Source organism: Actinokineospora spheciospongiae (assembly GCF_003182415.1).
Lineage (GTDB): Bacteria > Actinomycetota > Actinomycetes > Mycobacteriales > Pseudonocardiaceae > Actinokineospora > Actinokineospora spheciospongiae.
This window is the reverse complement of sequence record NZ_QHCP01000005.1, coordinates 689,323-712,602: the sequence shown is the minus strand read 5'-3', so window position 1 is coordinate 712,602 and position 23,280 is coordinate 689,323. Positions and strand designations below refer to the sequence as shown.

Genomic DNA, 23,280 nt, shown 5'->3' with positions numbered 1-23,280 from the left:
GCTGCGGCGGCGGTGGCGGCGCAGCTCGGGATCGCGTTGGACGCCGAGGCGTTCACCGGCCCGCTGCCCACTGCCAGCCGCAACCACCCCTACACGTTCGCCCCTGGACCGCACAACCGTGCAGGAAAGCCATAACCACCAACCGGAGGCAGTTCACCGCCGCGCTCGGCGCGGGCGTCGCAGGCGCCTATCTGCTCACCCCATGGGCGGGGCCATGCTGGAGGGCGGGCGCGCGGCGCTGGTCGCACGCCGAGGGTGGCAGCAGCCACATCGACGCCTACGGTTGCGGATGCAGGCCCGAGTGGTGAGCGAACGCGCCCCGGAACCGATGGCGGCCCTCGACCGCGGCTTGGACGTGGTCGAGGTAACCCCGGTGCCAAGACCACAGCACACCCGGACTGGCAACTCCGCACCCAGCTCGATCCCGAGCAGGTCCGCCGGGCCCGGCTGGTTGGGGACAATATCGGGAAAATCTGCCGAACGAGCGGTGTAACTCTGGGTTGAAAGGGGATTACTCGCGTCCGACGGCGAGGCGGCCGCCGAAGGCGAGGTCGAAGGCCGGGAATGGGACGAACTCGGCCCAGGCGTTTTTCCACAACCTGATGACCGCCGGATAGCGGGCGCCCCAGACTTCGGTGCGCGGCCCAGTGAGCACGTGCAGCCAGCGGCCCTCCCGACGCGGGGTTCTCAGCGTGTTCCACACCGGACGTCATCTCGGCCATCTTTGTGCTGTGGGCGCGACCAGATCACAGGTCGTGGAGCTGTTGTCGTAGTCGGGTCGCTTCGGGGTCTCGGCCTTGTTCTTGGTAGAGCTTGACCGCTTCTTGCCACGCGGTGCGGGCTTGTCGGTGTTGGCCGAGGGTGAGTTGGGAGCTGCCGAGTCGGCTGAGGGTGTTGGCGGTTTCGTAGGTGTTGCCGAGGGTTCGGTAGAGGGTGAGGGCGTGTTGGTAGTGCTCGACGGCTTGGCGGGAGTTGCCGGTTTGGTGGTCGATGTAGCCCAGGTTGTCGTGGATTTCCGCCTCGGTGTTCGCGTCGTGGTGCCTTCGTATGAGGTTGAGAGCCTCTTGGCCGTGGGCTCGGGCGGTGGTGTGGTCGCCCAGGCGGGCGGTGTGCCAGGCGACCGCGTTGCGCGCTGCTGCTTCCCACACCGGTTTGCCGAGGGCCTGGAACGCCTCCAGGGCGCGGTGGGCGTGGTGCAGGGCCCGGTGGTTGTCGCCCTGCTGTTGCCAGGCCCAGGAGAGGCCGTAGTGGGTGTGCGGCAGGTGGGTCGGGTCGGGGTGGTGTCGGGCGAGGGTGAGGGCTTGGTTCAGGTGGTTGAGGCCTGCCTCGTGGTGGCCGAGTTCGGCGTGGGCGTCACCGAGGTAGCGGTGGGTGATGATGCGGGCGGTGAGGTCGGGGGCCGCGCGGGCTGCGGCTTGCCAGACGGCGAGTCGGTCGTGGCGGTGTCCGCGCCTGGTGTGGTGGGTGTCCAGCGCCCAGGCCAGGTGCCAGGCGCCGTGGTGCCGGTGGTGGGCGTCGGCGGTGCGCTGGGCGGCGAGCAGGCACGCGTGTTCGCCGTCGAACCAGGCCGATGCCGCCGCGGCGTCGGGCAGTGGGTGGGCGTGGGCGCCGGGAACGGGTGGGTCGAGTCCGGGTGGGTCTCGGTGGGGGTAGAGGAGGCGGTCGGCGGCGTGGGCGGTGTGGGTGTAGTGGTCCAGCACGCGTTGCAGCGCTGCCTGACGGGTGTGCTCCGGTAGGTCGTGGGCGGTGCGGGTGGCGTAGGCGCGCACGAGGTCGTGCATCCGCCAGCGGCCGTCGGAGTCGCGGTCCAGCAGGGATGCGTCCTGCAGGTCGGTGAGCGTTCGCCGGGCTTGTGCCAACGGCGTGCCCAGGAGGCTCGCGGCGGCGGCCAGGCCGGTGTCAGGTCCTGGTGCTGCCCCCAGGAGCCCGAACGCCTGGCGTTGCCGGGGCTGGAGGGCGTGCAGGGACCAGGACAGCACCGCGGGGAGGCTGGCCCCGGAATCCCCGGTGTCGAAGGCGTCCAGGTCGGCGGCTGTGTCGCGCAACTCCGAGGCCAGGGCGCGCAGGGAGTGCTCGGGGGAGGTTCGACTGCGGGCGGCCACGATGGCCAACGCCAGGGGGAACCCGGCGCAGAGGTCGAGCAGGGTGTCGACCGCCGCGGGGTCGGCGGCGGCGCGGGCGGCCCCCAGCGCGCCGATGAGCAGCGCGCGTGCCTCCGGCGGGGCGAGGACGTCGAGGTGGATCGGGTTGGCGCCGTGCGCCGTGACCAGACCGGGCAGGCGGCGTCGACTGGTCACCAGCAGGGTGCAACCGGTGTCGCCGGGGAGGAGTGGGAGCACCTGGTCGGTGGCGGCCGCGTTGTCGAGGATGATCAGCATTCGGCGGCCCGCGACCAGGCTTCGGTAGAGGGCGACCTGGGCGTGCAGATCGGCGGGGACGCGGGCCGTGTCGACGCCCAGGGCGTCGAGGAACCCCCGGACCGCCACGGCGGGCGGCATCGGCCGACCCGCGGGGGAGAATCCCTGCAGGTCGACGAACAACTGCCCGTCCGGGAACCGGTCGCGGTGGGTGTGCGCCCACTGCAAGGCCAGCCAGGTCTTGCCGATGCCACCTGACCCGCCCAGCGCCGAGACGACGACGATCCCCGCCGCAGCCCGGTCCGCCACCACGCTCAACTCGGCGAGTTCCCCGGCACGGCCGACGAACCCGGATGGCGCCGCGGGCAACTGCTGCGGCACCGGCCGCAGCCCGTCGGCGGGGGGATTGATCGTGACGGCGCCGATCGAAGCGGCCTGGACCACCGAGTCCGCCTGGCCTGACACCGCGTTCCGCACCTCGCGAGCCACCAGGGGCGGTCCCACCTCGGGCGCGTCCCCACCGACCTCGCCGAACCGATCGTGCCCCGTCATCGCATGCCCCCCGGCCGCCGGCGCCTGGATGACCACGATACGAGAGAAACCCGGCACGTGGCTCGGATACCAAAAGAATGCAAACACGGCCAGATTGGTCACGAAGCCCGTCATGGAAACCTCAGCCCGACCGGGGGAAGCGGAGCTGAGCGCCGAACGGCGCGCTGCCCCGGGAACAGATCGGAGGCGGTTGAGGAGCCGACCGGACTTTCCTGATCGGTTGACACTTCCCGCGTTCCGGCCTCCGTGGCAAGAGCGGGTGTTCGGCCACCACCGAGCTGGTGGCAAGCTGTCTCCACTCACTTTTGAGGGGAGTTGACGGAGTGGCACGTCTTCACGTCGGCTGCGCGATGTGGACCCACAAGGCGTGGGCCGGGCGGTTCCTGCCGCAGTCGCTGCCCGCCAAGGAGCGCCTGCGGGCCTATGCGGGGTGGTGCAACGCCGTTGAGGGCAACACCACCTTCTACGCGACCCCCGCTCGGAAGACCGTCGAGACCTGGGCGCAGCAGACCAGTGCGGGCTTCCGGTTCGTGGTCAAGTTGCCCAAGGTCGTCACGCACGAGCGCCGACTGGTCGGGGTCGAGGCTGAGATGCGGGCGTTCCTGGACGCGATCGAACCCCTCGGGGAGCGGGCGGTCCTGTGGACCCAGTTGCCCGGCTCGTTCGGGCCCTCGGACGTCGATGTCCTCGGTCGGTTTCTGCGCAGGCTTCCCGCCGATCTCAGGCGGGCCGTGGAGGTGCGCCACCCCGTGTTCTTCGGCGACGCGGGTTCGACGTCGCTGCTGGAGGGGGTGCTCGCGGGCGCGGGTGCCGAGTGGGTGCCGTTCGACACCACGGTTTTCTTCCAGAGTCCGCCGACCAGTGAGGCCGAGCAGGAGGCTTGGGCCAGGAAGCCGCGGCTGCCTCGGCGGACGCGGGCGCTGACCGATCAGCCGGTCGTCCGGTACCTGGGGCGGGACTCGGTCGAGGAGACGGTCGCGGGGTGGCGGCCGTGGGCCGGGGTGGTCGCCGAGTGGCTGCGCGAGGGTCGGTCGCCGACGGTTTTCCTGCATACCCCCGACAACGACGACGCGCCCGCGCTCGCCCGTCGGTTCCACGACGACGTGCGGGCGCTCGTGCCCGGGCTCGACGCGCTGCCCGAGCCCGAGCCCGTTGAGCCCGCGACCCTGTTCTGAGTGGTGGCGCGGCAGAGCGGACCACAGGGGCAGGCGCGGACCAGCACAGGTGCGGGGGCCTCGACGCTCGCCGTGCGCGGGGACCGCACCCGGAGGACGTGCGCTGGGCACGAGGTCTCCGGTATTCCGGTTGCGACCCGAATACCGGAGACCTCGTGCCATTCCGGGAACCACCACACCTGGAACGCGGCCTGGCGGCTACTTCTTGCGGACGAGCGTGATCCCGTCGGCCACTGTGAGCAGTGAGACGTCCACCCGCGGGTCTTCGCGCAGTGACGCGTTGAGCGCGCGGATCGCTGTGGTGTCCGGGTCCTGGTTGGACGGGTCCGCCACGCGGCCGAAGAAGAGCGTGTTGTCTATGACGATCAACGCGTTCGGTCGGGCCAGTGCGAGTGCTGCCTCGTAGTACGCGCCGTAGTTGGTCTTGTCGGCGTCGATGAAGATGAAGTCGAAACTGGCGGGGCCCCGTTCTTCGGTGAGGGTGGTGAGGGTTCGGGTGGCGTCGCCGATGCGGACTTCGATGCGGTCGGCGACTCCTGCCCGTTCCCAGTAGTCGGTGCCGATCGCGGGCCAGCGGCCGTCCACGTCCAGGGTGACGAGCACCCCGCCCGGGGGGAGGGCGCGGGCCATGCACAGCGTGCTGTAGCCGGTGAAGGTGCCGATCTCCAGCACCGACCCGGCGCCGGACAGGCCCACCAGGAGCGCCAGCAACTGCCCCTCCTCGGCCATCACCTGCAGGGCCGAGCCGCCCGGCAGCCCCGCGGTCACCTCCCTGAGCTCGGCCAGGAGCGGGTCTTCGCGCAGGGACACGGCTCGGACGTACTCGCGGATCTCCTCCGTCGCGACTATCTGGGCTGCCATGCGCGGCTCACTTCCTGGCGACGCAGGCGAACGACAGCGGGATCGGGTCACCCGGGATTCGCCAGTTGTGGTCGCCGTCGGGCTCCATCAGCGGGAGCCGCTGGCGCGCGTCGTACGGGACCTCGCGGAGGCGTTCGATGGTCAGGCCCGCGCCGATGAGGGCGTTCACCACCTCCTCCACGGTCCACCGCCAGCCGTAGATGGAGTGCTTCTCCACCTCCACCTCGTCGGCGATCCTGTCCGCGTAGCTCTTGTCCATCTCGTGGTGGACCTGTCGGGACTGGAACAGGGAGCGGACGACCCGCAGTTGCCCGTCGGCGACGTCGAAGAGGTTGAGGATCGGGTGGATCTCCACGATCGTGACGGTGCCGCCGGGCTTGAGGAACCGCGCCACCACCTCGGCCCAGCGGGGGATGTCCGGCAGGAACGAGAGGGTGCCGTAGCCGGTGAACACCATGTCGAACTCGCCGTCGAGCACCGTGGGCAGGTCGTAGAGGTTGGCCTGGACGAACTTGGCGTCGACGTCGAGGTCCTCGGCGAGGCCGCGGGCGATGTCGATCGCCTCGTCGGAGATGTCGGTCCCGGTCACCCGCGCGCCCATGCGGGCCAGCGACATCGAGTTGACACCGATGTGGCACTGCAACTCCAGCAGGGACCGGCCGCGGACGTCGCCCAGTTCCTCCTGCTCCAGCTTGCGCAGCATGTTGTGGCCCTGCTTGAACCTCTCCACGTCGTAGTACGAGGAATTCAGGTGCGCCCGCGCCCGCAGGTTGAAGCCCTCCTGGTTGGCCGTGATCTTGTCGAGGTCGCTCATGGCGGTCATCGGTGTTCTCCTCTGGCGTGGATCGGTGGTGGTGGCTGGCCGCCGATGACCAGCGGGGCCAGGTCGCGGCGGCTGGTCACCCCGAGCTTCTGGTAGGCGCGGCTCAGGTAGTTGTCGACGGTGCGGGCGGACAGCCGCAGCCGGTGGCCGATGGTGGGGCTGGTGAGCCCGCCCGCGGCCAGCAGCGCGACGTCGCGCTCGCGGCCGGTGAGCTCGACCAGCGGGGCGGTGAGCCGCAGCAGCGGCGTCGTCGCGTCCGGGCACGCGGCTGCCCCGGGGGGAGCCGCGGCGCGGCGCAGCGCGTCCGAGGCGGTGGCGGTCTCCGTGGCGAGCAGGTCCATCCCGAGTTCGGTGAACCTCGCCGTGGCGGCGTCCAGGGCCCCGGGGGCGGAGCGGGCCAGCGCGGCCGCGGCGTCGGCCATGGCGGGCACGACCGGGCCCTGCACCACGCCCGCGAGCGCGGCGAGGCGGTGTTGCGCGGCGTTGGGGTTGCCGAGGCGGGCCACGTCGTAGCGGGCCACGGCCTCGACGGCGTACTGGCCCGAGGCCATGGCGCGGTCGGCCGCGGCGCCCGCCTGCCTGGCCGCGAGGGTGGTGTCCCCGCCCGCGGCCGTGCTCCACGCCTGGCTCAGGGTGAACCACGGGGTGAACAGGCGGCTCGCGGGTGCCCAGTCGGCGGTGAGCCGCAGGGTCTGCCGCGCCCCGTCCCGGTCGCCGAACACGGCGCGGGCCGCGGCGAGGTCGGCCAGGCACTGCGCCAGCACGAGGCGCATGCCGTAGCCCTCGAGCAGGCGCGAAGCGGTCTTCAGGTCGACGATCGCGGTGGCCAGGTCGCCGCGCGCCTTGGCGACCTGGCCGCGCAGCGTCAGCCAGCCCGCGGCCGCCGCGACGTTCCCGGCGGCCACCGCGTCGCGGTGCCCGTCCTCGGCCATCCGGCGCGCCTGCTGCACCCGGCCCGCCACCAGCAGCGCGAAGCAGTGGACGTAGTCGAGCTCGGCGAACCCGAGCCGGGCCGGTCGCGCCCGGTCGATGGCCGCCATGGCCCGGTCGAACCGACCGACGAGGCTGGCGGCGACGACCACGGTGGTCACCGCGGGCGGGATCGCCTCGTCGGGCACCCGCCGGTCGCACAGGACCTTCTCGCCCGCGGCCAGCGCCGCGCGGGGACAGCCGTCCAGCAGCAGGAAACCCGCGCGGTGCCCCTCGGCCACCGGACCGCCGACGTCGCCCAGCACCCGGCACGCGGCCTCGACGTCACCCGCTCCCCAGTAGTGGATGGCCGCCGCGGTCACCGCCCAACGGGTGCGGCGCGCCACCGGGGCGTTGTCCGGTGGTTGGCGGGGCAGCACCGCGCCCGCGTCCTGGTACAGGCCCCGCCGCACCAACACCTCGGCCGCGACCACGTCGGTCGAGCCGCTCCCCCGGGGGTGGGGCGTCGACGTCGCCGGTGCGCCTGCCAGGCCCAGGTCCGACGGGGCGGGCAGGCGCTGTTCCCCGGGGAACAGCCGACCCCTCCGCGGCGCCGTGTCGACGCCACCGCCCCCCGAGTCCCCCGGGGGTGCTGAACCGGTGGCCACGGCTGAACGGGACGACGGGGCGCCGCCGAACTCCAAACCCCCGATCACAATTCCCGTCCGGTCGATAAGTGCGCGATCGACGTCTGCCGAGTACGCGGGCCTGCCGTCGCGGCGGAACCGGATCGGCGTTGTGACAATTCGTCCGCGAGGAACGTGGCGGTGTTGTTGCCGATGGGCACGCCATCAACCCGGTCCACCCGCTTGACGTCGGTCACTGAACCGCACGACATAGAACCCCCTCCGTGCCGCAAGATGAGAAGCCTTCGTTCTGGGCTTGCCGTCCCCTCGGACCGCGCAAGGCGGATTCGCGCCTCGCGGCCCCAGTCGTCACACCCCGGTCACCGAAGGGGGGACCGAGGAACCACCCGGGGAATCGCCGCGCCGCCTTCCGATCGCCGAGCACCCACCTGTGGCGGCGAGGGAATTTTCCGGCCAAGCGCCGATCCTGATCATAGTCGGCAATCGCGATACCTGGATATCCGCCATGCGGCCCCCCAACCGACGCCGTATGCCGTACCGCGTTGTGTTCGCCCGCGAAAACAGCGCCTTCGCGCGTCGTGTTGTGCCGGGCGCGCACACTTCTGGGAACGAGTGGTTTCCCGATATGGGCGGCATTCTTTTCCCTGCGCCACCCGGCCACCCCGAAATCCGGCTACACCGCATCCGGAACACGGCCCAGCCGGACGGCGGTGAGGCGCAGCGTGTCGGGGGCGGGCCTCGGTGCGGGCGTGATGTGCAGTCGTTGCGTTTCCCCGTCGTCCGCCCGCCGCAGTTCACCGAGGCAGGCGCAGTGCTCCTCGGTGAACCCGGTGAACCGGTACGCGACCTCCATGATCCGGTTGCGCGCGGTCGGCCGGAAGTCGGCGACCAGGTGGGCGCCCGCCGCCGCCGCCTCGCTGATCAACCAGTTCAGCACGGTGGCGCCCGCGCCGAAGGACACGACCCGGCAGGAGGTGGCCAGCAGCTTCAGGTGCCACACCGCCGGACCGGTTTCCAGGAGCGCGACGCCGACCGCGCCGTGCGGGCCGAAGCGGTCGCCCATCGTCACCGCGAGGACCTCGTGCCGGGCGTCGTCCAGGAGTGCGCGCAGGTCCGCGTCGGAGTAGTGCACACCGGTCGCGTTCATCTGGCTGGTGCGCAGGGTCAACTCCTCCATCCTGGACAGGTCGTCGGTGGTGGCGCGGTTGATCTCCATCACCAGGTCCAGCGAGCGCAGGAACTCCTCCGACGGCCCGTCGAACGACTCCTGCTCAGCCCGGCGCCGTGCGTTCGCCTGGTAGGACTGGCGGCGGCGGCGCGAGTCGACCGTCACCGTGGGCGGGTTGTACTCGGGCAGCGACAGCAGCTCGGGGATCGCCTCGGCCGGGTGGCAACGCACCTGCGGCAGGTGGAAGGCCACCTCGGCGCGTTCCGCGGGCTGGTCGTCGACGAAGGCGATGGTGGTGAGGGCGAACTCCAGCTCGTCGGCGATCGCCCGCACCGACGCCGACTTCGGGCCCCACCCGATCCTGGCCGCCACGAAGTACTCGGCGACGCCCAGCTCCTCCAGGCGCTGCCAGGCGGGTTCGTGGTCGTTCTTGCTGGCGACGGCCTGCAGGACGCCGCGGGCGTCGAGGGCGGTGATGGTGTCGAGGACGTGCTCGTTGAGGACCACGTCGCCGTCCTCGAGCAGGACGCCCTTCCACAGCGTGTTGTCCAGGTCCCAGACGACGCACTTGACGGTGGTCACCGGATCGGTCACAACTCCCCCTCGGGGCTCACGGTTGCCGGTCTGTGGTGTTCGCGGTCGCCAGGGCGTGCCTGGCCAGCTCGAGCTGGCAGATCTCGCTGCTGCCCTCGATGATCTCCATCAGCTTCGCGTCCCGGTAGGCGCGGGCGACCACGTGCCCGTCCGAGGCGCCCGCCGACGCCATGACCTGCACGGCGGACGCGGCCCCGCGCACGGCCTGGGTCGCGCTCACGTGCTTGGCCAGCACGGTGGCGATCACGACCTCCGGCGAACCCGACTCCCAGCACTCGCCCGCGTGCCCGCACACCGCGGTGGCGACCCGCTCCGCGGCGTAGATCTCGGCGACCATGCGGGCCACGAGCTGGTGTTCGGCGATCGGTTTGCCGAACTGCCTGCGCGACCTCGCGTGCCGGGTCACCGCGTCGAGGCAGCCGCGCAGGATTCCGACGCAGCCCCACGCCACCGACATCCGGCCGTAGGCCAGTGCCGTCGTGATCAGGAACGGCAACGACTGCCCGGAGCCGCCGAGGACGTTCGCGGCGGGCAGGCGCACGCCGTCGAGCCGGACGCACGCGTGCCCGGCGGCGCGGCAGCCCAGCGGGTGCGGGACCTTCTCGACCGTGACGCCCTCGGTGTCCGTCGGCACCACCACCGCCGCCGCGTTGTCGCCCACCTTCCCGACGACGACGATCAGGTCGGCGTAGGCGGCGGCGGTGATCCACGTCTTGCTGCCGTCGACGACCACCGCGTCGTCGACGAACCGCACCTCGGTGCCCATCGCGTCGAGGTCGCTGCCCGCCTCCGGCTCGCTGAAGGCGACGGCCGCGAGCCGCCCCCCGGTGAGCTGCGGCAGGAACGCGGCCCGCTGCTCGCGGGTGCCCATGCGGTGGATGGTCCACGCCGCCATGCCCTGCGAGGTCATCACGCTGCGCAGCGAACTGCACAGGCTGCCGACGCGGGCGGTGAGCGCCCCGCTCTCCAGGCTGCCCATGCCGAGTCCGCCGTACTGCTTCTGCACCTCCGCGCAGAGGACCCCGGCGGCGCCCAGTCCACTGAGGACGGTTCGTGGGATCTCGCCCGCGAGGTCCCACGAACCGGCGTTGTCCCGGACGGACCGCCAGGTGTCCGCGTCCTCGTGGGTGGGCCCGTCAGACATCGCCGTCGGCGGCGGACTCCGCCTGGAGCCTGCCGACGAGCGTGGCCATGCTCTTGACCGTCGAGAAGTTGAAGAGCTGCAGGTCCGGTCCGGCGACCGTCACGGCGAAGGCCTGTTCCAGGAACACGACGAGCTGCATGGCGAACATGGAGTTGGCGAGCCCGGTGGCGAACAGGTCCTGGTCCGCGTCCGGGGTGGTCCTGGTCTGCTCGGCCACGAACCGGGTGATCTCGTCGATGACGACGTCCGTGTTGAGGGGCGCCCTGTCGGTCTGCTGTTCCGGGATCATCTCTGTGCCTCACTGTAGACGTAGAAGCCCCGACCGCTCTTTCGGCCGAGTTCGCCCCGCCGGACCTTGTCCAGCAGCAGCTCGCTGGGTCGGCACCGCTCGTCGCCCGTGCGGGCGTGCAGCGCCCGCAGGGCGTCGACGAGGTTGTCGATGCCGATCAGGTCCGCGGTGCGCAGCGGACCCGTGGGGTGGCCGAGGCAGCCCTGCATCAGGGTGTCCACGTCCTCGACGGTGGCGGTGCCCGCGCTGACCACCTGCGCGGCGTCGTTGATCATCGGGTGCAGGAGCCTGCTGGTGACGAACCCGGGCGCGTCCCGGACCACCACCGCCCGCCTGCCGATCCGGGCCAGCAGCCCGAGGACCGACTCGACGGTCCCGTCCGCGGTGCGCGGCCCGCGGATCACCTCGACCATGGAGATCAGGTACGCGGGGTTCATGAAGTGCGTGCCGATGAGCTCACCCGGGCGGTCCACCCAGTCGGCCATCTCGTCGATGGGGATGCCGGAGGTGTTGGAGATGACCGGGGTCCCTGGCCGGACCAGCGACGAGATGCCCGCGAGCACCTCCCGCTTGCGGTCGGGGTGTTCGGTGACCGCCTCGATGACCGCCGTCGCCCCCGACGCGTCGTCCAGCGACAGCGCCGTGCGCAGTTCCGCCGGGGGGCACCCGGCGGGCAGCGCCCCCGTCAACCGCGCGTGCCGCAGCCCGGTGGTGATCGCCGCGCGGGCGCGGTCCAGCACGCCCTCGTCCACGTCGACCAGGACGACGGGCAACCCGTGCCCGACGACGAGCGTCGAGATCCCGGTGCCCATGACACCGGCGCCTACGATGGAAATGAGTGGCTTGTCCATGACGTCTCCTCCAGACCCAGTGGCTCGTAGCTCCCGGCGTCGGGTCCGATCCAGTACCGGCGCCGCTGGAACGGGTAGCCCGGCAGGGACACCCGCCGCGGTCGCGACGTCCCGTGCAGGGCGGCCCAGTCGATGTCCACCGTGGACTGCCACAGCCTGCCGACGGCGTCGAGCAGGTGGGCCCGGTCGGACCGGTCCCCGCCCCCGGGCGGCAGCGAGGGCACGGCCACCAACTGTGCGGGCCCCTGCCGGGCGACGACCTCGGTCAGCGCGCTGCCCGGCCCCACCTCCAGCAGAATCCGGCCGGGTTGGCGGGCCAGCTCCCGCAGGCCGTCGTCGAAGCGGGTCGGCTCGTGCAGGTGGCGGACCCAGTGGGCGGGCTCCACGGCCTCCTCCGGGCCGATCCAGGTGCCGGTCACACCGGAGATGTAGGGCACCTGCGGCGGCTTGGGCTCGTAGCCCGCCACCCGGTCGGCGAACCCCGCCGCACCCGCGCCGACCTCCGCCCTGGCGACCGCGGCGTCGAGTGCGTCGGCCAGGTCGACCACGCCCGCCAGGCAGGCCGCCACGTACTCGCCGTCGCCCCGGCCGATCATCGCGGCGGGTTCGACGCCCCACGACTGCCACAGCCGCGCGAGGGCCCACTGCAGGCTGAAGACCGCCGCGGCCACACCGCGCGGGTCGTCCGCGCCGCGATCACCCCCGGTGGGCGGGAAGAGCAGCGGGCGGACGTCGTACCCGAGCCGCGGCCGGAGCAGTTCGGCGCAGCGGTCCACCTGCTCGGCGAAGACCGGTTCGTCGCGGTGGACGTCCGCGGCGGCGCCCGGGCGGTGCGAGGCGCTGCCGGGGAACATGAAGACCACCTGCCGGGCGTTCACCCCGCCGCCCGCGTCCGCGGTCCGCGCCAGTTCCCGGAGCGCGGCGACCGCCTCGGCGCGGTCGCCGCACACCAGGTGCCCGCGGCGCGCGAACCCGGACCGGCCCACCTGCAGGGTGTGGGCGACGTCGGCGACGTCCACGTCGTCGTGCCGGTCCAGGTGGCCCGCGAGGTTGTCGGCCGCGTCCGCCAGTGCCTTGCCGGTGCGCGCGGACAGCACGATCAACTGCGGTCCGCGTGCGCGGGGCGCGGCGGGGCGGGGCGCGGGCGCCTCCTCGAGCACCACGTGCGCGTTGGTGCCGCCGACCCCGAAGGCGCTGACGCCCGCCCGGCGCGGCGCCGCGCCCCTGGTCCAGGGGCGGGCGGTGGTCGGCACGTAGAACGGGGTGCGCTCCAGCACCAGCGCCGGGTTGGGCGTGGAGAAGTTGATGCTCGGCGGGATCTCGCCGTGCTCCAGGGCCAGCACCGCCCTGGCGAAGCCCGCCACCCCGGCGGCGGCGTCCAGGTGCCCGATGTTGGCCTTGGCCGAGCCGAGCGCGCAGAAGCCGCGTTCACGGGTATTGAAGGCCTTGGTGAGCCCGGCCACCTCGATCGGGTCGCCGAGCGGGGTGCCGGTGCCGTGCGCCTCGACGTAGCCGATGGTCTCCGACGGCACGCCCGCGACCGCGTGCGCGGTGGCGATCACCTCGGCCTGCGCCTGCATGTTCGGCGCGCTGAAGCCGAACTTCGTCGAACCGTCGTTGTTGACCGCCGTGCCCAGGATCACCGCGCGGATGTTGTCGGAGTCGGCGATCGCGTCGCTCAACCTGCGCAGCGCCACGACCGCGACGCCGTACCCGGGGATGGTCCCGCCCGCGGCGGCGTCGAACGGCCTGCAGTGCCCGTCGCGGGCGAAGATGCTGCCCGCGACCACCGGGTAGCCGCCGATCAACGGGATGGGCAGGGCCACCGCGCCCGCCAGGGCCATGTCGCACTCGTGGCCGAGCAGCGCCTGGCACGCGAGGTGGATGGCGACGAGCGAGGTGGAGCACGCGGTCTGCACGGTCATCGCGGGACCGCGCAGGTTGCACAGGTACGCCGCCCGGGTGGCGAGGAAGTCCTTGTCGTTGTACGGGCGCGCGGAGAAGGCCGCCATCGACCGCCGGAACCGCTCGTTCGCCAGGAGGTTCAGCGGCAGGTACTTGTTGGCGAAGCACCCCCCGTAGACGCCGACGGCGCCGTCGAACCGCGACGGGTCGTGCCCGGTGTCCTCCAGCGCGTGCCACACGCACTCGACGAAGGTCCGCTGCTGCGGGTCGCTGATCTCCGCCTGCTGCGCGGTGTAGCCGAAGAACTCCGCGTCGAACCGGTCGCCGTCGCGGACGACCGCGGCCGCGGGCACGTAGTCGGGGTGGGCCACCATCTCCGCGGGCCACCCGGCGTCGACCAGCTCCCGCGCGCTGAACCTGGTCACCGACTCGACGCCGTCGCGCTGGTTGCGCCAGAACTCGTCGATGTCGGCGGCGCCGGGCAACCGCCCGGCGAGGCCGACCACCGCGATCGGCTCCGTGCCGCCGTCCATGCCGTCCGCCATCACTCCCCCGTCCTCGTGCTGCGCCGCGCGGCACCGCGCCCGGCGGCGCGGCGGGCCGCTCCCCGCGCGGCACCCGCGCCTGCCGCCTCGTCGGACCTCTCGTCCGGCTCGCGGTCCATGGCTTCGGCCAGTGCCCGCACGGACGGGTACCGGAACATGTCCACCAGCGAGAGCCCGCCTTCGCGGTGTTCGAGCAGCCGGGCCCTGGCCACCACCACGAGCAGCGAGTTCCCGCCGAGGTCGAAGAAGCTGTCGTCCACGCCCACCTCGTCCACGCCGAGGACGTCCTGCCACACGTCGGCGACCAGGCGCTCGGTCGCGGTCGTCGGCGGCGCGTACGCCGACGCGCTCTGCGGCCGCGCGCCCGGTGCCTCGGGCAGCGCCCTGCGGTCGACCTTCCCGTTGGGGGTCAGCGGCACCGCGTCGATGGGGTGGAACGCGCCGGGCACCATGTAGGCGGGCAACCGCGTGGTGAGGAAGGCGCGCAGCTCGGGACCGGTCGGGGTGCGACCGGCGGCCGGGACGAAGTGGCAGGCGATCCGCTGCTCGGCGCCCGCGCCCCGGATGACCGCGACCGCCGAGCGGACGTCCGGGTGCTCGGCGAGCGCGGTCTCGACCTCGCCGAGCTCGATCCGGTGGCCGTGCAGCTTCACCTGGTCGTCGAGCCTGCCGAGGAACTCCAGGCCGCCGTCGGGTGCCCAGCGGGCCAGGTCGCCCGTCCGGTAGACCCGCGCGCCCGGCGCCGGGTCGAACGGGTCGGGCTGGAAGCGCTCGGCCGTCGTCCCGGGGCGGTCGAGGTAGCCGCGGGCCACACCACCGCCGCCGAGCAGCAGCTCGCCGGGCACGCCCACCGGGCACAGCCGCATCCCGCGGTCGACCACGTAGGCCCGCGCGTTCGCCAGCGGTCGCCCGATGGACACCGGGCCCCCCGGCTCGACCCTGGCCGTCGTCGCCCACACCGTTGCCTCGGTCGGCCCGTACATGTTGTGCACGGTGCCGCCCACTGCGTCGTCGAGCACGCGGGCCAGGTCGGCGGGCAGCGCCTCGCCGCCCACCAGCAGCCTGCGCAGCCGGGGCAGTTCGGCCCGCGCGTCCCGATCGGTGAGCAGGAGGCGGGCCAGCGACGGGGTGCACTGCAGGTGCGTCACGCCGTGGTCGCGCAGTTGTCCGGCGATCGGCTGCTCGTCGGCCTCCGCCAGCGCGGCGGCCCGGCGCTCGTCGGTGATCTCCCGGACGGTGGTGAGGTGGGTCAGCGCGTCGAGCGCGGCCTGCTCGTCGACCCCGAAGTCGACCAGGCAGGCGACCTCGTCGACGCCGACGGCCTTCATCCGATCCACCATGTCAGCGCAGACCTGCGGTGTGCCGAGCAGGCTGGCGGTGGCGAAGAACCGGTCGAACGCCCGGTCGACCAGCTCGCGCAGTTCCCGGGGGGCCAGCGACTTGAAGTCCTGGGCGCTGGCGGTGGTGGCGCCGAACGAGGCGATCAGGTCGAAGGAGGACTCCAGGTACCGGCTCAGCGGCTCCCGGACCAGTTCCCGCACCTCGTCGACGTCGGTGCCGACGAACGTGTGGACCATGACCGCCACGTGGCCGTCGCCGGGTCCGTGCCCGTGTTCGCGCCAGGTCCGCCGGTACAGCTCGATCTTCTCGGCCAGTTCCTCCAGGTTGTGCCCGAGCAGGTGGGTGAGCACACCGGTGCCCGCCTCACCCGCCATCCGGAAGGTCTCCGGGTGCTTGGCGCTGGTCAGCCACACCGGCAGCGCCTGCTGGACGGGCCGGGGGAACACGCCGACCTCGACCTCGGCGTCGACCCCGTTGCGGCGCGACACCTTCTCGCCCCGCCAGAGCCCGCGGACCTCGGCGAGGCCGTCCATCATCAACTGCTTGCGCTTGTCGAACCGGTCCGGGGCGAGGGCGAAGTCGTTGGCGTTCCAGCCCGACGCCAGCGAGATGCCGACCCGCCCCGCCGACAGGTTGTCCACGACGGACCACTCCTCGGCGACCCGCAGCGGGTCGTGCAACGGCATCACCACGCTGCCCCCGCGCACCTGGACCCGTTCGGTGATGGCGGCGACGGCGGCGGCCACCACCGACGGGTTCGGGTACAGCCCGCCGAACCGGTGGAAGTGCCGCTCGGGGGTCCACACGGCCGTGAAACCGTTGCGGTCGGCGAACTTCGCGCCCTCGAGCAGCAGCCGGTACCGGTCGCCCGAGTTCGCCTCCGAGTCGTTGCCGAAGTAGAACAGGCTGAAGTCGATCGGACGGGTGCGGGCCGCGTCGGTCGCGGCCGACCCGGCGGCGGGCGCGGCCGACGCCCGGGGGGGCTCGCCGCGCAGCACGACCCGGTGGCCGTGCGCCAGCGCCCACAGCAGCTCGACCACGGAGATGTCGAAGGACACGCTGGTCACCGCGAGCCAGGTGCCGGGCTCGTCGGCACCGAAGGCCTCGGTCATCCCGGCGAACAGGTTGACCGCGTTCCGGTGGGTGACCATGACACCCTTCGGCCGCCCGGTGGACCCGGACGTGTAGATCACGTACGCCAGGTTCTCGGCCGTGACCGCCACCGGCTCGACGTCCGGCACCCCGGTCGGGTCGGGCACCACGACCCGGTCGGCGCCCAACCGCCCGGCGGCGGCGGCCCACCGCTCGTCCGCCACGACCAGCCGCACCCCGGCGTCGCCGACCATGAACGCCAGCCGGTCGCGCGGGTAGCCGGGGTCCAGCGGCAGGTACGCCGCACCCGCCTTGAGGATGCCCAGCAGGGCGACCACCAGGAGGGAACCTCGGCCGAGGTGGACGCCGACCGGCTCGTCCGCCGCCACGCCGAGGTGGCGCAACTGGCGGGCGAGCAGTTCGGCGCGCTCGTCGAGTTCGCGGTAGGTCAGGGTGGCGTCGGCGGCCACCACGGCGACCGCGTCGGGCGTCGCGGCCGCCCGCCGCTCCAGCACCCGGTGCACCAGGACCTCGGCCACCTCGGCCCGGGGGCCGACCTGCCAGGCGGACAGGGTGGCCAGCTCGTCCTCGGGCAGCGCGGCCAACCGGTCGACGGGCCGGTCCGGGTCCTGCGCGGCGGCGGTCACCACCCGCGCGTACCGCGCGGCGATGCGCTCGGCGGTCGCGGCCTCGAACAGGTCCGTGCTGTACTCCACCCTGCCCGTGACACCGGCCGGGGTGCGCGCGAGGCTCAGCGTGAGGTCGAACCGCGCCGTGCCGGTGTCGCCCAGCACCTGGCGCACCCCGCAGCCGTCCAGGGACAGCCCCGCGCCCTCCTCCTCGTACCGGTAGCTGAACAGCACCTGGAACAACGGGTTCTGGGCGAGGTCGCGGTCGGGGTGCAGTTCCTCGACGAGCTTCTCGAACGGCAGGTCCTGGTGCGCCAGCGCGCCCCGGACCTCGGTCCACAGCCGCTGGACGAGCTGCCGGAACGTGGGGCCCGCCGCGAGGTCGCAGCGCAGCACCAGGGTGTTGGTGAAGAACCCGATCAGCCCGGCCAGCTCGGGCCGTTCCCGGCCGGACACCGGGGTGCCGACCACGACCTCGTCCTCGCCGACGTGCGCCCGCAGCAGCACCGCGAAGGCGGCGAGCAGGACGCTGAAGAGGGTCACCCCCTCCGCCCTGCTCAGCTCCTCCAACCGCTGGACCGCGTCCGCGGGCAGCTCGAAGGTGTGCGCGGCGCCCCGGTAGCTCTGCACCGGCGGGCGGGGGTGGTCGGTGGGCAGGTGCCGGGTGGGCATACCCACCAGCCTGTTCTTCCAGTACGCCAGCAGCCGGTCCAGCTCGGGCCCGGCCAGCGCGCTGTCCTGCCACTCGGCGAAGTCGGCGTACTGCATGGGCAGGTCCGGCTCCCCCGGCGGCAGGCCGGTCAGGGCGGCCCGGTACTGGACCGCGAGCTCCTCGCCCAGCACCCCCACGGAGAAGGCGTCGCAGGCGAGGTGGTGCACGGTGATCAGCAGGCGGTGCCGCTGCTCGGCCAGGCGCAGCAGGCGGGCCCGGATGGTCCGACCCGCCACCAGGTCGAACGGGGCACCCGCCTCCTCGTCGGCCAGGCGCGCCACCTCGTCGGCCGACCGGCCGGGCGCGGTCAGGTCGACGACGGGGATGGTCACCGGCTCCGGCGGCAGCACCACCTGGTGCGGCGTGCCGCCGGTCGACCGGAAGGCCGTGCGCAGGACCTCCTGCCGCCGCACCACCTCGGTCAACGCCCGTTCCAGCGCCCCGACGTGCACCGGGCCGGTGATGTCGTAGCCGAGCGGGACGTTGTAGACCGCGCTGCCCGGCTGCAACTGGTCGAGGAACCACAGCCGCCGCTGCGCGTACGACAGCGGGACCGCGCTGTCCTGTTCGGACCTGCGCCGCAGCAGCTCGGCGAGCAGCGCCCGCCGCTCCTCGGCCTCCATTTCGACAGCTCTGCTCACTGCTGCACCTCGGTTCCTTCCGCGTCGCGCAGGAGCGACTCGACTCTCTCGTCGCTGAGCTGGTCGAGCTCGGACAGCAGCCGCGCGGCCGCGCGGCGGCTGCTCGGCCTGATCGGACCCGTCGCGGGTCCCGCCGTCGCGACCGCCACCGCGTCCGCCAGGTTGGCCACGGTGGGCCGCTGGAGGAACAGGGCGATCGGCACCGCGACCCCGAAGGCGTCGTTCACCTGGGCGACCAGTCGGGCCGCCAGCAGCGAGTGGCCGCCGACGCGGAAGAAGTCGTCGTCGCGCCCCACCCGCCTGCCGCGCAGCAGCGCGGAGGCGAGCTGCGCGACGCGTTCCTCCGTCGCCGTCCGGGGAAGCTGCTCGGCCTCGGGGACGTCCGGGGCGGGCGGCGCCAGCGCGGCCAGCGCGCCGTGGTCCACCTTGCCGTGTTCGGTGAGCGGCAGGGTGGGGAGCACCACGACCTCGTCCGGCACCATGTACGCGGGCAGGCGTTCGCGCAGGAACCCGGGCAGGTCCTCGGCGGCGGCGGTGCCGCTCTGGGCGTAGGCGATGAGCCGCGTCTCGGCCCCCGCCTCGGGCGCGCGGGCGATGACCACGGCGTCGCGCACCTGCGGGTGTTCCCGCAGCGTCGCCGCCACCTCCTCGGGCTCGATCCGGAACCCGCGGATCTTCACCTGCTCGTCCGCCCGGCCGAGGAACTCCAACTGCCCGTCGGGCAGCCAGCGGACCAGGTCACCGGTGCGGTACAGGCGGGCACCCGGGTGGGCGGCGGACGGGTCGGCGGGGAACCTCGCCGCGGTCAGCTCGGGGTCGTCCACGTAGCCGCGGGCCACCGCCGTGCCGCCGAGGTGCAGCTCGCCCCGGACACCGGTGGGGACCCGCCTGCCCTCGGCGTCCAGCACGTGCGCGTCGACGCCCGCGATCGGCCTGCCGATCGGCGGTCGGGGCCCGGCCGACCCCGGCGGGACGGGGCCCGCCGTGGCCACCACGGTGTTCTCCGTCGGCCCGTAGTGGTTGAACAGCCGGAACGGCAGTCCCTCCGGCGGCGCCGCGGGCAACGCGTCGCCGCCGGTCAGCAGGGCGCGCAGGGCGGTGTCGGCGGGCCACGGCTCGGTCAGCACGGCCGCGGCGACGGGGGTGGGCAGGAACGTCGTGGTGATCCGCTCGGCGCCGATCCAGCGCACCAGTTCCGCGGGCGCCGCCCGGAGCTTCGGCGGGACGACGCACAGCGTGGCACCGGCCGCCAGGGTGGGCCAGATCTCCCACGTCGACGCGTCGAACCCGGGGCTGGCGAACAGCGCGGTCCGGTCCGCCGGACCCAGCCCGTACTCGCCCACGTGCCAGCCGACCAGGTTCGCCAGCCCCCGGTGGGACAGGGCGACGCCCTTGGGCCTGCCGGTCGACCCCGACGTGTAGATGAGGTACGCCAGCCGGTCCGGGGCCACCGGGTCACCGGCGTCGACCGGGCCGTCGGCGACGGGGGCGCCCAGGTCGAACACCCGGAAGCTGCTGTCGGGCGCGGGCAACTGCAACTGCGTCTGGAGCGTGGCGAGGACCTTGCGCACGCCCGCGTCCCGCAGCATGAACGTGATCCGCTCGGCCGGGTAGCTCGGGTCGACGGGCAGGTAGCACCCACCGGCCAGGAGCACGGCCAGCTCGCCGACCACCAGCTCCACCGAGCGGTCGGCGCACACCGCCACCGGTTCCTCGGCGGCGATGCCCGCCTCCCGCAGCTCGTCGGCCAGCCCGCCCGCGCGCCGCCACAGGTCGCCGTAGGTGAGCTGCCCCTCCGACCAGCTCACCGCGACGGCGTCCGGCCGCGTCCGCGCCTGCCGGGCGATCAGCTCCACCACCGGTTCGGTGCCCGCCACCGCGGGACCGCGGGACCAGGTGTCGAGCTGGTCGGCCTCCGCGTCCGGGAGCAGGCGCAGTGCCCCCACCCGCGTGTCCGGCCTGGCCACCGCGTCGGCGAGCAGGGTCAGGTAGTGCGTGACCATCCGCGTCATGGTGTCCTCGTCGAACAGGTCCGACGAGTGCTCCCAGATCATGGCCAGGTCGTCGTCCTCGGGACTGGCCGCCCGGCCGAGGCGCTGCTCGGCGCGCGGGATCACGATCACGTTGAGGTCGGACTTGGCCGAGCGGTTCGAGCGCTCGGTGACCCGACCGGTGAGCCCGCCGAAGTCGATGTCGGGCACCGCGGAGTCGTGGAAGCTGAACATGACCTGGAACAGCGGGGTGCGCGAGGGGTCGCGGGTGGGCTCGATCGCGTCGATCACCGCGTCGACCGGGGTGTCCGACCAGGCCAGGGTCTCGGCCACGCTCTGCCGCACCTGTTCGAGCAGGTCGCTGAACCGCTGGTCGGGCGCCACCTCCGTGCGCAGCACCAACGTGTTGACGAGCATGCCGAGCAGCGGCTCCAGCTCGGGCACGTTCCGGTTCGCCGCACCGGTCCCCACGAGCATGTCCCGCTGCCCGGTGTAGCGGTGCAGCAGCGCCGCGAAGCCCGCGTACATGGTGGCGAACAGGGACACGCGGTGCTGCCTGCTGAAGGCGCGCAACGCCCGCGACAGCTCGGTCGGGAACAGGATGCGCGGCGCCCGGCCGCGGAAGGAGATCACCGGCGGCCGCGGCCGGTCGGCGGGCAGCTCCAGCGTGTCCGGCGCGCCCGCCAGCCGGGCGGTCCAGTGCTCGACGTGCGCCCGCAGCACCTCGCCGCGCATCCAGTCCCGCTGCCAGAACGCGTAGTCCGCGTACTGGACGGGCAACTCCGGCAGCGGCGAGGGCAGCCCGGCGACGAAGGCCGGGTAGAGGACGCGCAACTCGGACAGGAACACCGACAGCGACCAGCCGTCGTGGACGAAGTGGTGCTCCACGTGCAGGAAGGTGTTCTGGTCGTCCTCGTGCCGCAGCAGCACCCAGCGGGCCAGCGGTGGGTTGCCCAGGTCGAACGGCTCGCGCAGGTGCGCGGCGACGACCTCGTCGGCGTCCGCGGCCGGGACGTCGAGCACCTTCAGCGACGCCTTGGCCTCCGCCACCGGCCGCTGGTACCCCACCCCGTCGACCGCGACGTAGGCGGTCCGCAGGATCTCGTGCCTGCGAACGATCTCGTCCAGCGCCGAGCGCAGGGCGCCGACGTCCACCTTGCCCCGCAACGACACCGTGGCCTGGAAGTTGTAGGCCAGGTTGCCCGGCGAGAGCTGCTCGAAGAAGAAGACCCGTTCCTGCGGCAGCGACAGCGGGATGGGCCGGTCCCTGGGGACCCGGCGCAGCGGCGGCGGGATCGGCGCGATCAGCGGGGAGACGGGTTCGCCGCCCCCGGCCGCGGCGACACGCTCGTCGACGATGGCCGCGAGGCTCGCCACGGTGCGCGCGTTGAACAGTTCCGCCACGCTCACCGCGGCGTTCAGCTCGGTCGCGAGCGGGACCGCCAGGCGCCCGACGAGCAACGAGTTCCCGCCCAGGGCGAAGAAGTCGTCGTGCACGCCGACCTCCGCGGTGCCGAGCAACTCGGCCACGATCCCGGCCACCGCGACCTCGGTCGGGGTGCGCGGCGACACGGCCGCGTCGTCCAGGCCCGCCGCGGCCCGGTCGGGCGCGGGCAGCGCGTGCCGGTCGACCTTGCCGTTGGGGGTCAGCGGCAGCGCGGGCAGCGCGACGGTCGCGGCGGGCACCATGTACGCGGGCAGCCGGGCCGCGACGAACTCGACCAGCTCGGCGGGCGCGACGGCGGAGACCACGTAGGCGACCAGGCGCGCGTCCGGGCGACCGGAGCGCTCGACCACCACGAAGGCGTCGTGGACCGCCGGGTGCCCCTTGAGGACCGTGGCGATCTCGCCGGGTTCGATCCGGAACCCGCGGACCTTGGCCTGGTCGTCGTACCGGCCGATGTACTCGAAGACCCCGTCGGGCCCCCGGCGGACCTTGTCCCCGGTCCGGTACATCCGCTGCCCGGGGGCGGTGACGTCCGGCACGAACGCCGCCGCCGTGGCCGCCGGGTCGCCCAGGTACCCGCGCGCCACGCAGTCGCCCGCCAGGCACATCTCGCCCGCCTCGCCGTCGGGCACCGGGTCGAGCCCGTCGAGGACGTGGCAGCGCACGCCGTCGACCGGCACGCCGATCGGCGGCGGCACGGGCCCGCCCGGCAGCACCTCGCAGGCCGTCACCTTCACCGTGGCCTCGGTGGGCCCGTAGAGGTTGACCACGGTGAACGGCAACCCGTCCGGCACACCGCGCTGCATCGCCGAGCCGCCGGTGTGCAGGAACCGGAGCGCGGTGTGCGCGGGCCAGGTCTCGTCGAGGACGGCCTCGGCCAGCGGTGTGGGCAGGAAGGTCACGGTGATCTGCTCGTCGGCGAGCCAGGTGGCCAGCTCCGGCGGGGAGGTGCGCACCTCGGCGGGCGGTATCACCAGCGCGGCACCGGCGGTCAGGGTGAACCAGATGTCCTGGATGGACACGTCGAACCCGGGGCTGGCCAGCAGGGTGGACCTGTCCGTGCGGCGCGTGCCGTAGGTCCTGTGGTGCCAGCGCATCAGGTTCGCGAGACCCCCGTGGGTCACCGCGACACCCTTCGGCCTGCCGGTGGAACCCGACGTGTAGATCACGTACGCCAGCGCGGCGGCGTCCGGTGTGGGCGGTGCGGGGAAGGCCGCCCCACCCGGTTCCCCGGTCAGGTCGACCACCAGGACGTCGTCGCCGAGCGGTGCGCCGCCGGACACCAGCGCCTCGGTGCTGAGCACCGCGGCGGCGCCGGAGAGCTCCAGCAGTTGGCGGATGCGCGCGGCCGGGTGGGCGGGGTCCAGCGGCAGGAAAGCCGCGCCCGCCAACAGGGTGGCCAGTTCGGCGACCACCAGCTCGGCGGACCGGTTGGCGTAGACGGCCACGACGCTCTCCGGGCCCACCCCCCGGTCGGTGAGCCTGGTCGCGAGGGCGGAGGCGTGCGCGGCGAGATCGCGGTAGGTCAGCAGCAGGTCGCCGTCCTGCACCGCGAGGGCGTCCGGCGCCTCGGTCACCTGGGTGTGGAAGTCATCGAGCACCATCTC

The 23,280-nt window shown here is 73.3% G+C and carries 13 protein-coding genes; 1 reads left to right on the top strand and 12 read right to left on the bottom strand.

From position 1 onward, the window contains the following. Positions 1-746 precede the first annotated feature (746 nt). Positions 747-2,909, bottom strand: coding sequence for an ATP-binding protein (locus tag DFQ13_RS17350; protein WP_233438450.1), 2,163 nt, complete (start codon positions 2,907-2,909; stop codon positions 747-749). A 350-nt stretch (positions 2,910-3,259) separates the two neighbouring features. Here DFQ13_RS17350 and DFQ13_RS17345 point away from each other — a divergent pair, with 350 nt between their 5' ends. Further along, positions 3,260-4,084: a DUF72 domain-containing protein gene (locus DFQ13_RS17345; protein ID WP_110080509.1), complete on the top strand. Its 825-nt coding sequence runs from the start codon at positions 3,260-3,262 to the stop codon at positions 4,082-4,084. A 198-nt stretch (positions 4,085-4,282) separates the two neighbouring features. On the opposite strand, the gene DFQ13_RS17340 is transcribed toward DFQ13_RS17345, so the two are convergent. From DFQ13_RS17340 to DFQ13_RS17295, 11 genes are all read right to left on the bottom strand, one after another. Continuing rightward, a complete protein-coding gene (locus DFQ13_RS17340) occupies positions 4,283-4,945 on the bottom strand; it encodes an O-methyltransferase (RefSeq protein ID WP_110080508.1) in 663 nt (220 codons plus the stop codon). 7 nt (positions 4,946-4,952) lie between these two features. After that, entirely contained in the window at positions 4,953-5,768 is an 816-nt protein-coding gene (locus tag DFQ13_RS17335) for a class I SAM-dependent methyltransferase (RefSeq protein ID WP_200873286.1), read from the bottom strand. Further along, positions 5,765-7,345 (bottom strand): helix-turn-helix transcriptional regulator, encoded by a 1,581-nt coding sequence (locus DFQ13_RS17330; RefSeq protein WP_146241262.1) that lies wholly within the window; start codon positions 7,343-7,345, stop codon positions 5,765-5,767. The genes DFQ13_RS17335 and DFQ13_RS17330 overlap by 4 nt, the downstream gene beginning before the upstream one ends. Before the next feature lie 44 nt (positions 7,346-7,389). Beyond that, a complete protein-coding gene (locus DFQ13_RS33890) occupies positions 7,390-7,560 on the bottom strand; it encodes a hypothetical protein (RefSeq protein ID WP_181400015.1) in 171 nt (56 codons plus the stop codon). A gap of 437 nt (positions 7,561-7,997) precedes the next feature. Continuing rightward, positions 7,998-9,086, bottom strand: a complete 1,089-nt coding sequence (locus tag DFQ13_RS17325; protein WP_110080506.1) for an HAD-IIIC family phosphatase — start codon at positions 9,084-9,086, stop codon at positions 7,998-8,000. 16 nt (positions 9,087-9,102) lie between these two features. Next, a complete protein-coding gene (locus tag DFQ13_RS17320; RefSeq protein ID WP_110080505.1) occupies positions 9,103-10,230 on the bottom strand; it encodes an acyl-CoA dehydrogenase family protein in 1,128 nt (375 codons plus the stop codon). Further along, positions 10,223-10,519, bottom strand: coding sequence for an acyl carrier protein (locus DFQ13_RS17315; RefSeq protein ID WP_035278330.1), 297 nt, complete (start codon positions 10,517-10,519; stop codon positions 10,223-10,225). Before DFQ13_RS17315 ends, DFQ13_RS17320 begins: the two co-directional genes overlap by 8 nt. Further along, a complete protein-coding gene (locus tag DFQ13_RS17310) occupies positions 10,516-11,370 on the bottom strand; it encodes a 3-hydroxyacyl-CoA dehydrogenase family protein (protein ID WP_035278328.1) in 855 nt (284 codons plus the stop codon). The genes DFQ13_RS17315 and DFQ13_RS17310 overlap by 4 nt, the downstream gene beginning before the upstream one ends. After that, positions 11,343-13,820 (bottom strand): type I polyketide synthase, encoded by a 2,478-nt coding sequence (locus DFQ13_RS17305; RefSeq protein ID WP_110080504.1) that lies wholly within the window; start codon positions 13,818-13,820, stop codon positions 11,343-11,345. Before DFQ13_RS17305 ends, DFQ13_RS17310 begins: the two co-directional genes overlap by 28 nt. Continuing rightward, entirely contained in the window at positions 13,820-18,235 is a 4,416-nt protein-coding gene (locus DFQ13_RS17300) for a MupA/Atu3671 family FMN-dependent luciferase-like monooxygenase (protein WP_146241261.1), read from the bottom strand. The genes DFQ13_RS17305 and DFQ13_RS17300 overlap by 1 nt, the downstream gene beginning before the upstream one ends. Next, positions 18,232-23,277, bottom strand: coding sequence for a non-ribosomal peptide synthetase (locus tag DFQ13_RS17295; protein WP_110080502.1), 5,046 nt, complete (start codon positions 23,275-23,277; stop codon positions 18,232-18,234). Before DFQ13_RS17295 ends, DFQ13_RS17300 begins: the two co-directional genes overlap by 4 nt. Between the last annotated feature and the right edge of the window lie 3 nt (positions 23,278-23,280).

What these genes read in the sequence shown, in the direction of transcription:
- DFQ13_RS17340 (WP_110080508.1), bottom strand. Translation starts at nt 4,945, where the DNA reads ATGGCAGCCCAGATAGTCGCGACGGAGGAGATCCGCGAGTACGTCCGA.
- DFQ13_RS17305 (WP_110080504.1), bottom strand. Translation starts at nt 13,820, where the DNA reads ATGGCGGACGGCATGGACGGCGGCACGGAGCCGATCGCGGTGGTCGGC.
- DFQ13_RS17335 (WP_200873286.1), bottom strand. Translation starts at nt 5,768, where the DNA reads ATGACCGCCATGAGCGACCTCGACAAGATCACGGCCAACCAGGAGGGC.
- DFQ13_RS17295 (WP_110080502.1), bottom strand. Translation starts at nt 23,277, where the DNA reads ATGGTGCTCGATGACTTCCACACCCAGGTGACCGAGGCGCCGGACGCC.
- DFQ13_RS17315 (WP_035278330.1), bottom strand. Translation starts at nt 10,519, where the DNA reads ATGATCCCGGAACAGCAGACCGACAGGGCGCCCCTCAACACGGACGTC.
- DFQ13_RS17320 (WP_110080505.1), bottom strand. Translation starts at nt 10,230, where the DNA reads ATGTCTGACGGGCCCACCCACGAGGACGCGGACACCTGGCGGTCCGTC.
- DFQ13_RS17345 (WP_110080509.1), top strand. Translation starts at nt 3,260, where the DNA reads ATGTGGACCCACAAGGCGTGGGCCGGGCGGTTCCTGCCGCAGTCGCTG.
- DFQ13_RS17310 (WP_035278328.1), bottom strand. Translation starts at nt 11,370, where the DNA reads ATGGACAAGCCACTCATTTCCATCGTAGGCGCCGGTGTCATGGGCACC.
- DFQ13_RS17350 (WP_233438450.1), bottom strand. Translation starts at nt 2,909, where the DNA reads ATGACGGGGCACGATCGGTTCGGCGAGGTCGGTGGGGACGCGCCCGAG.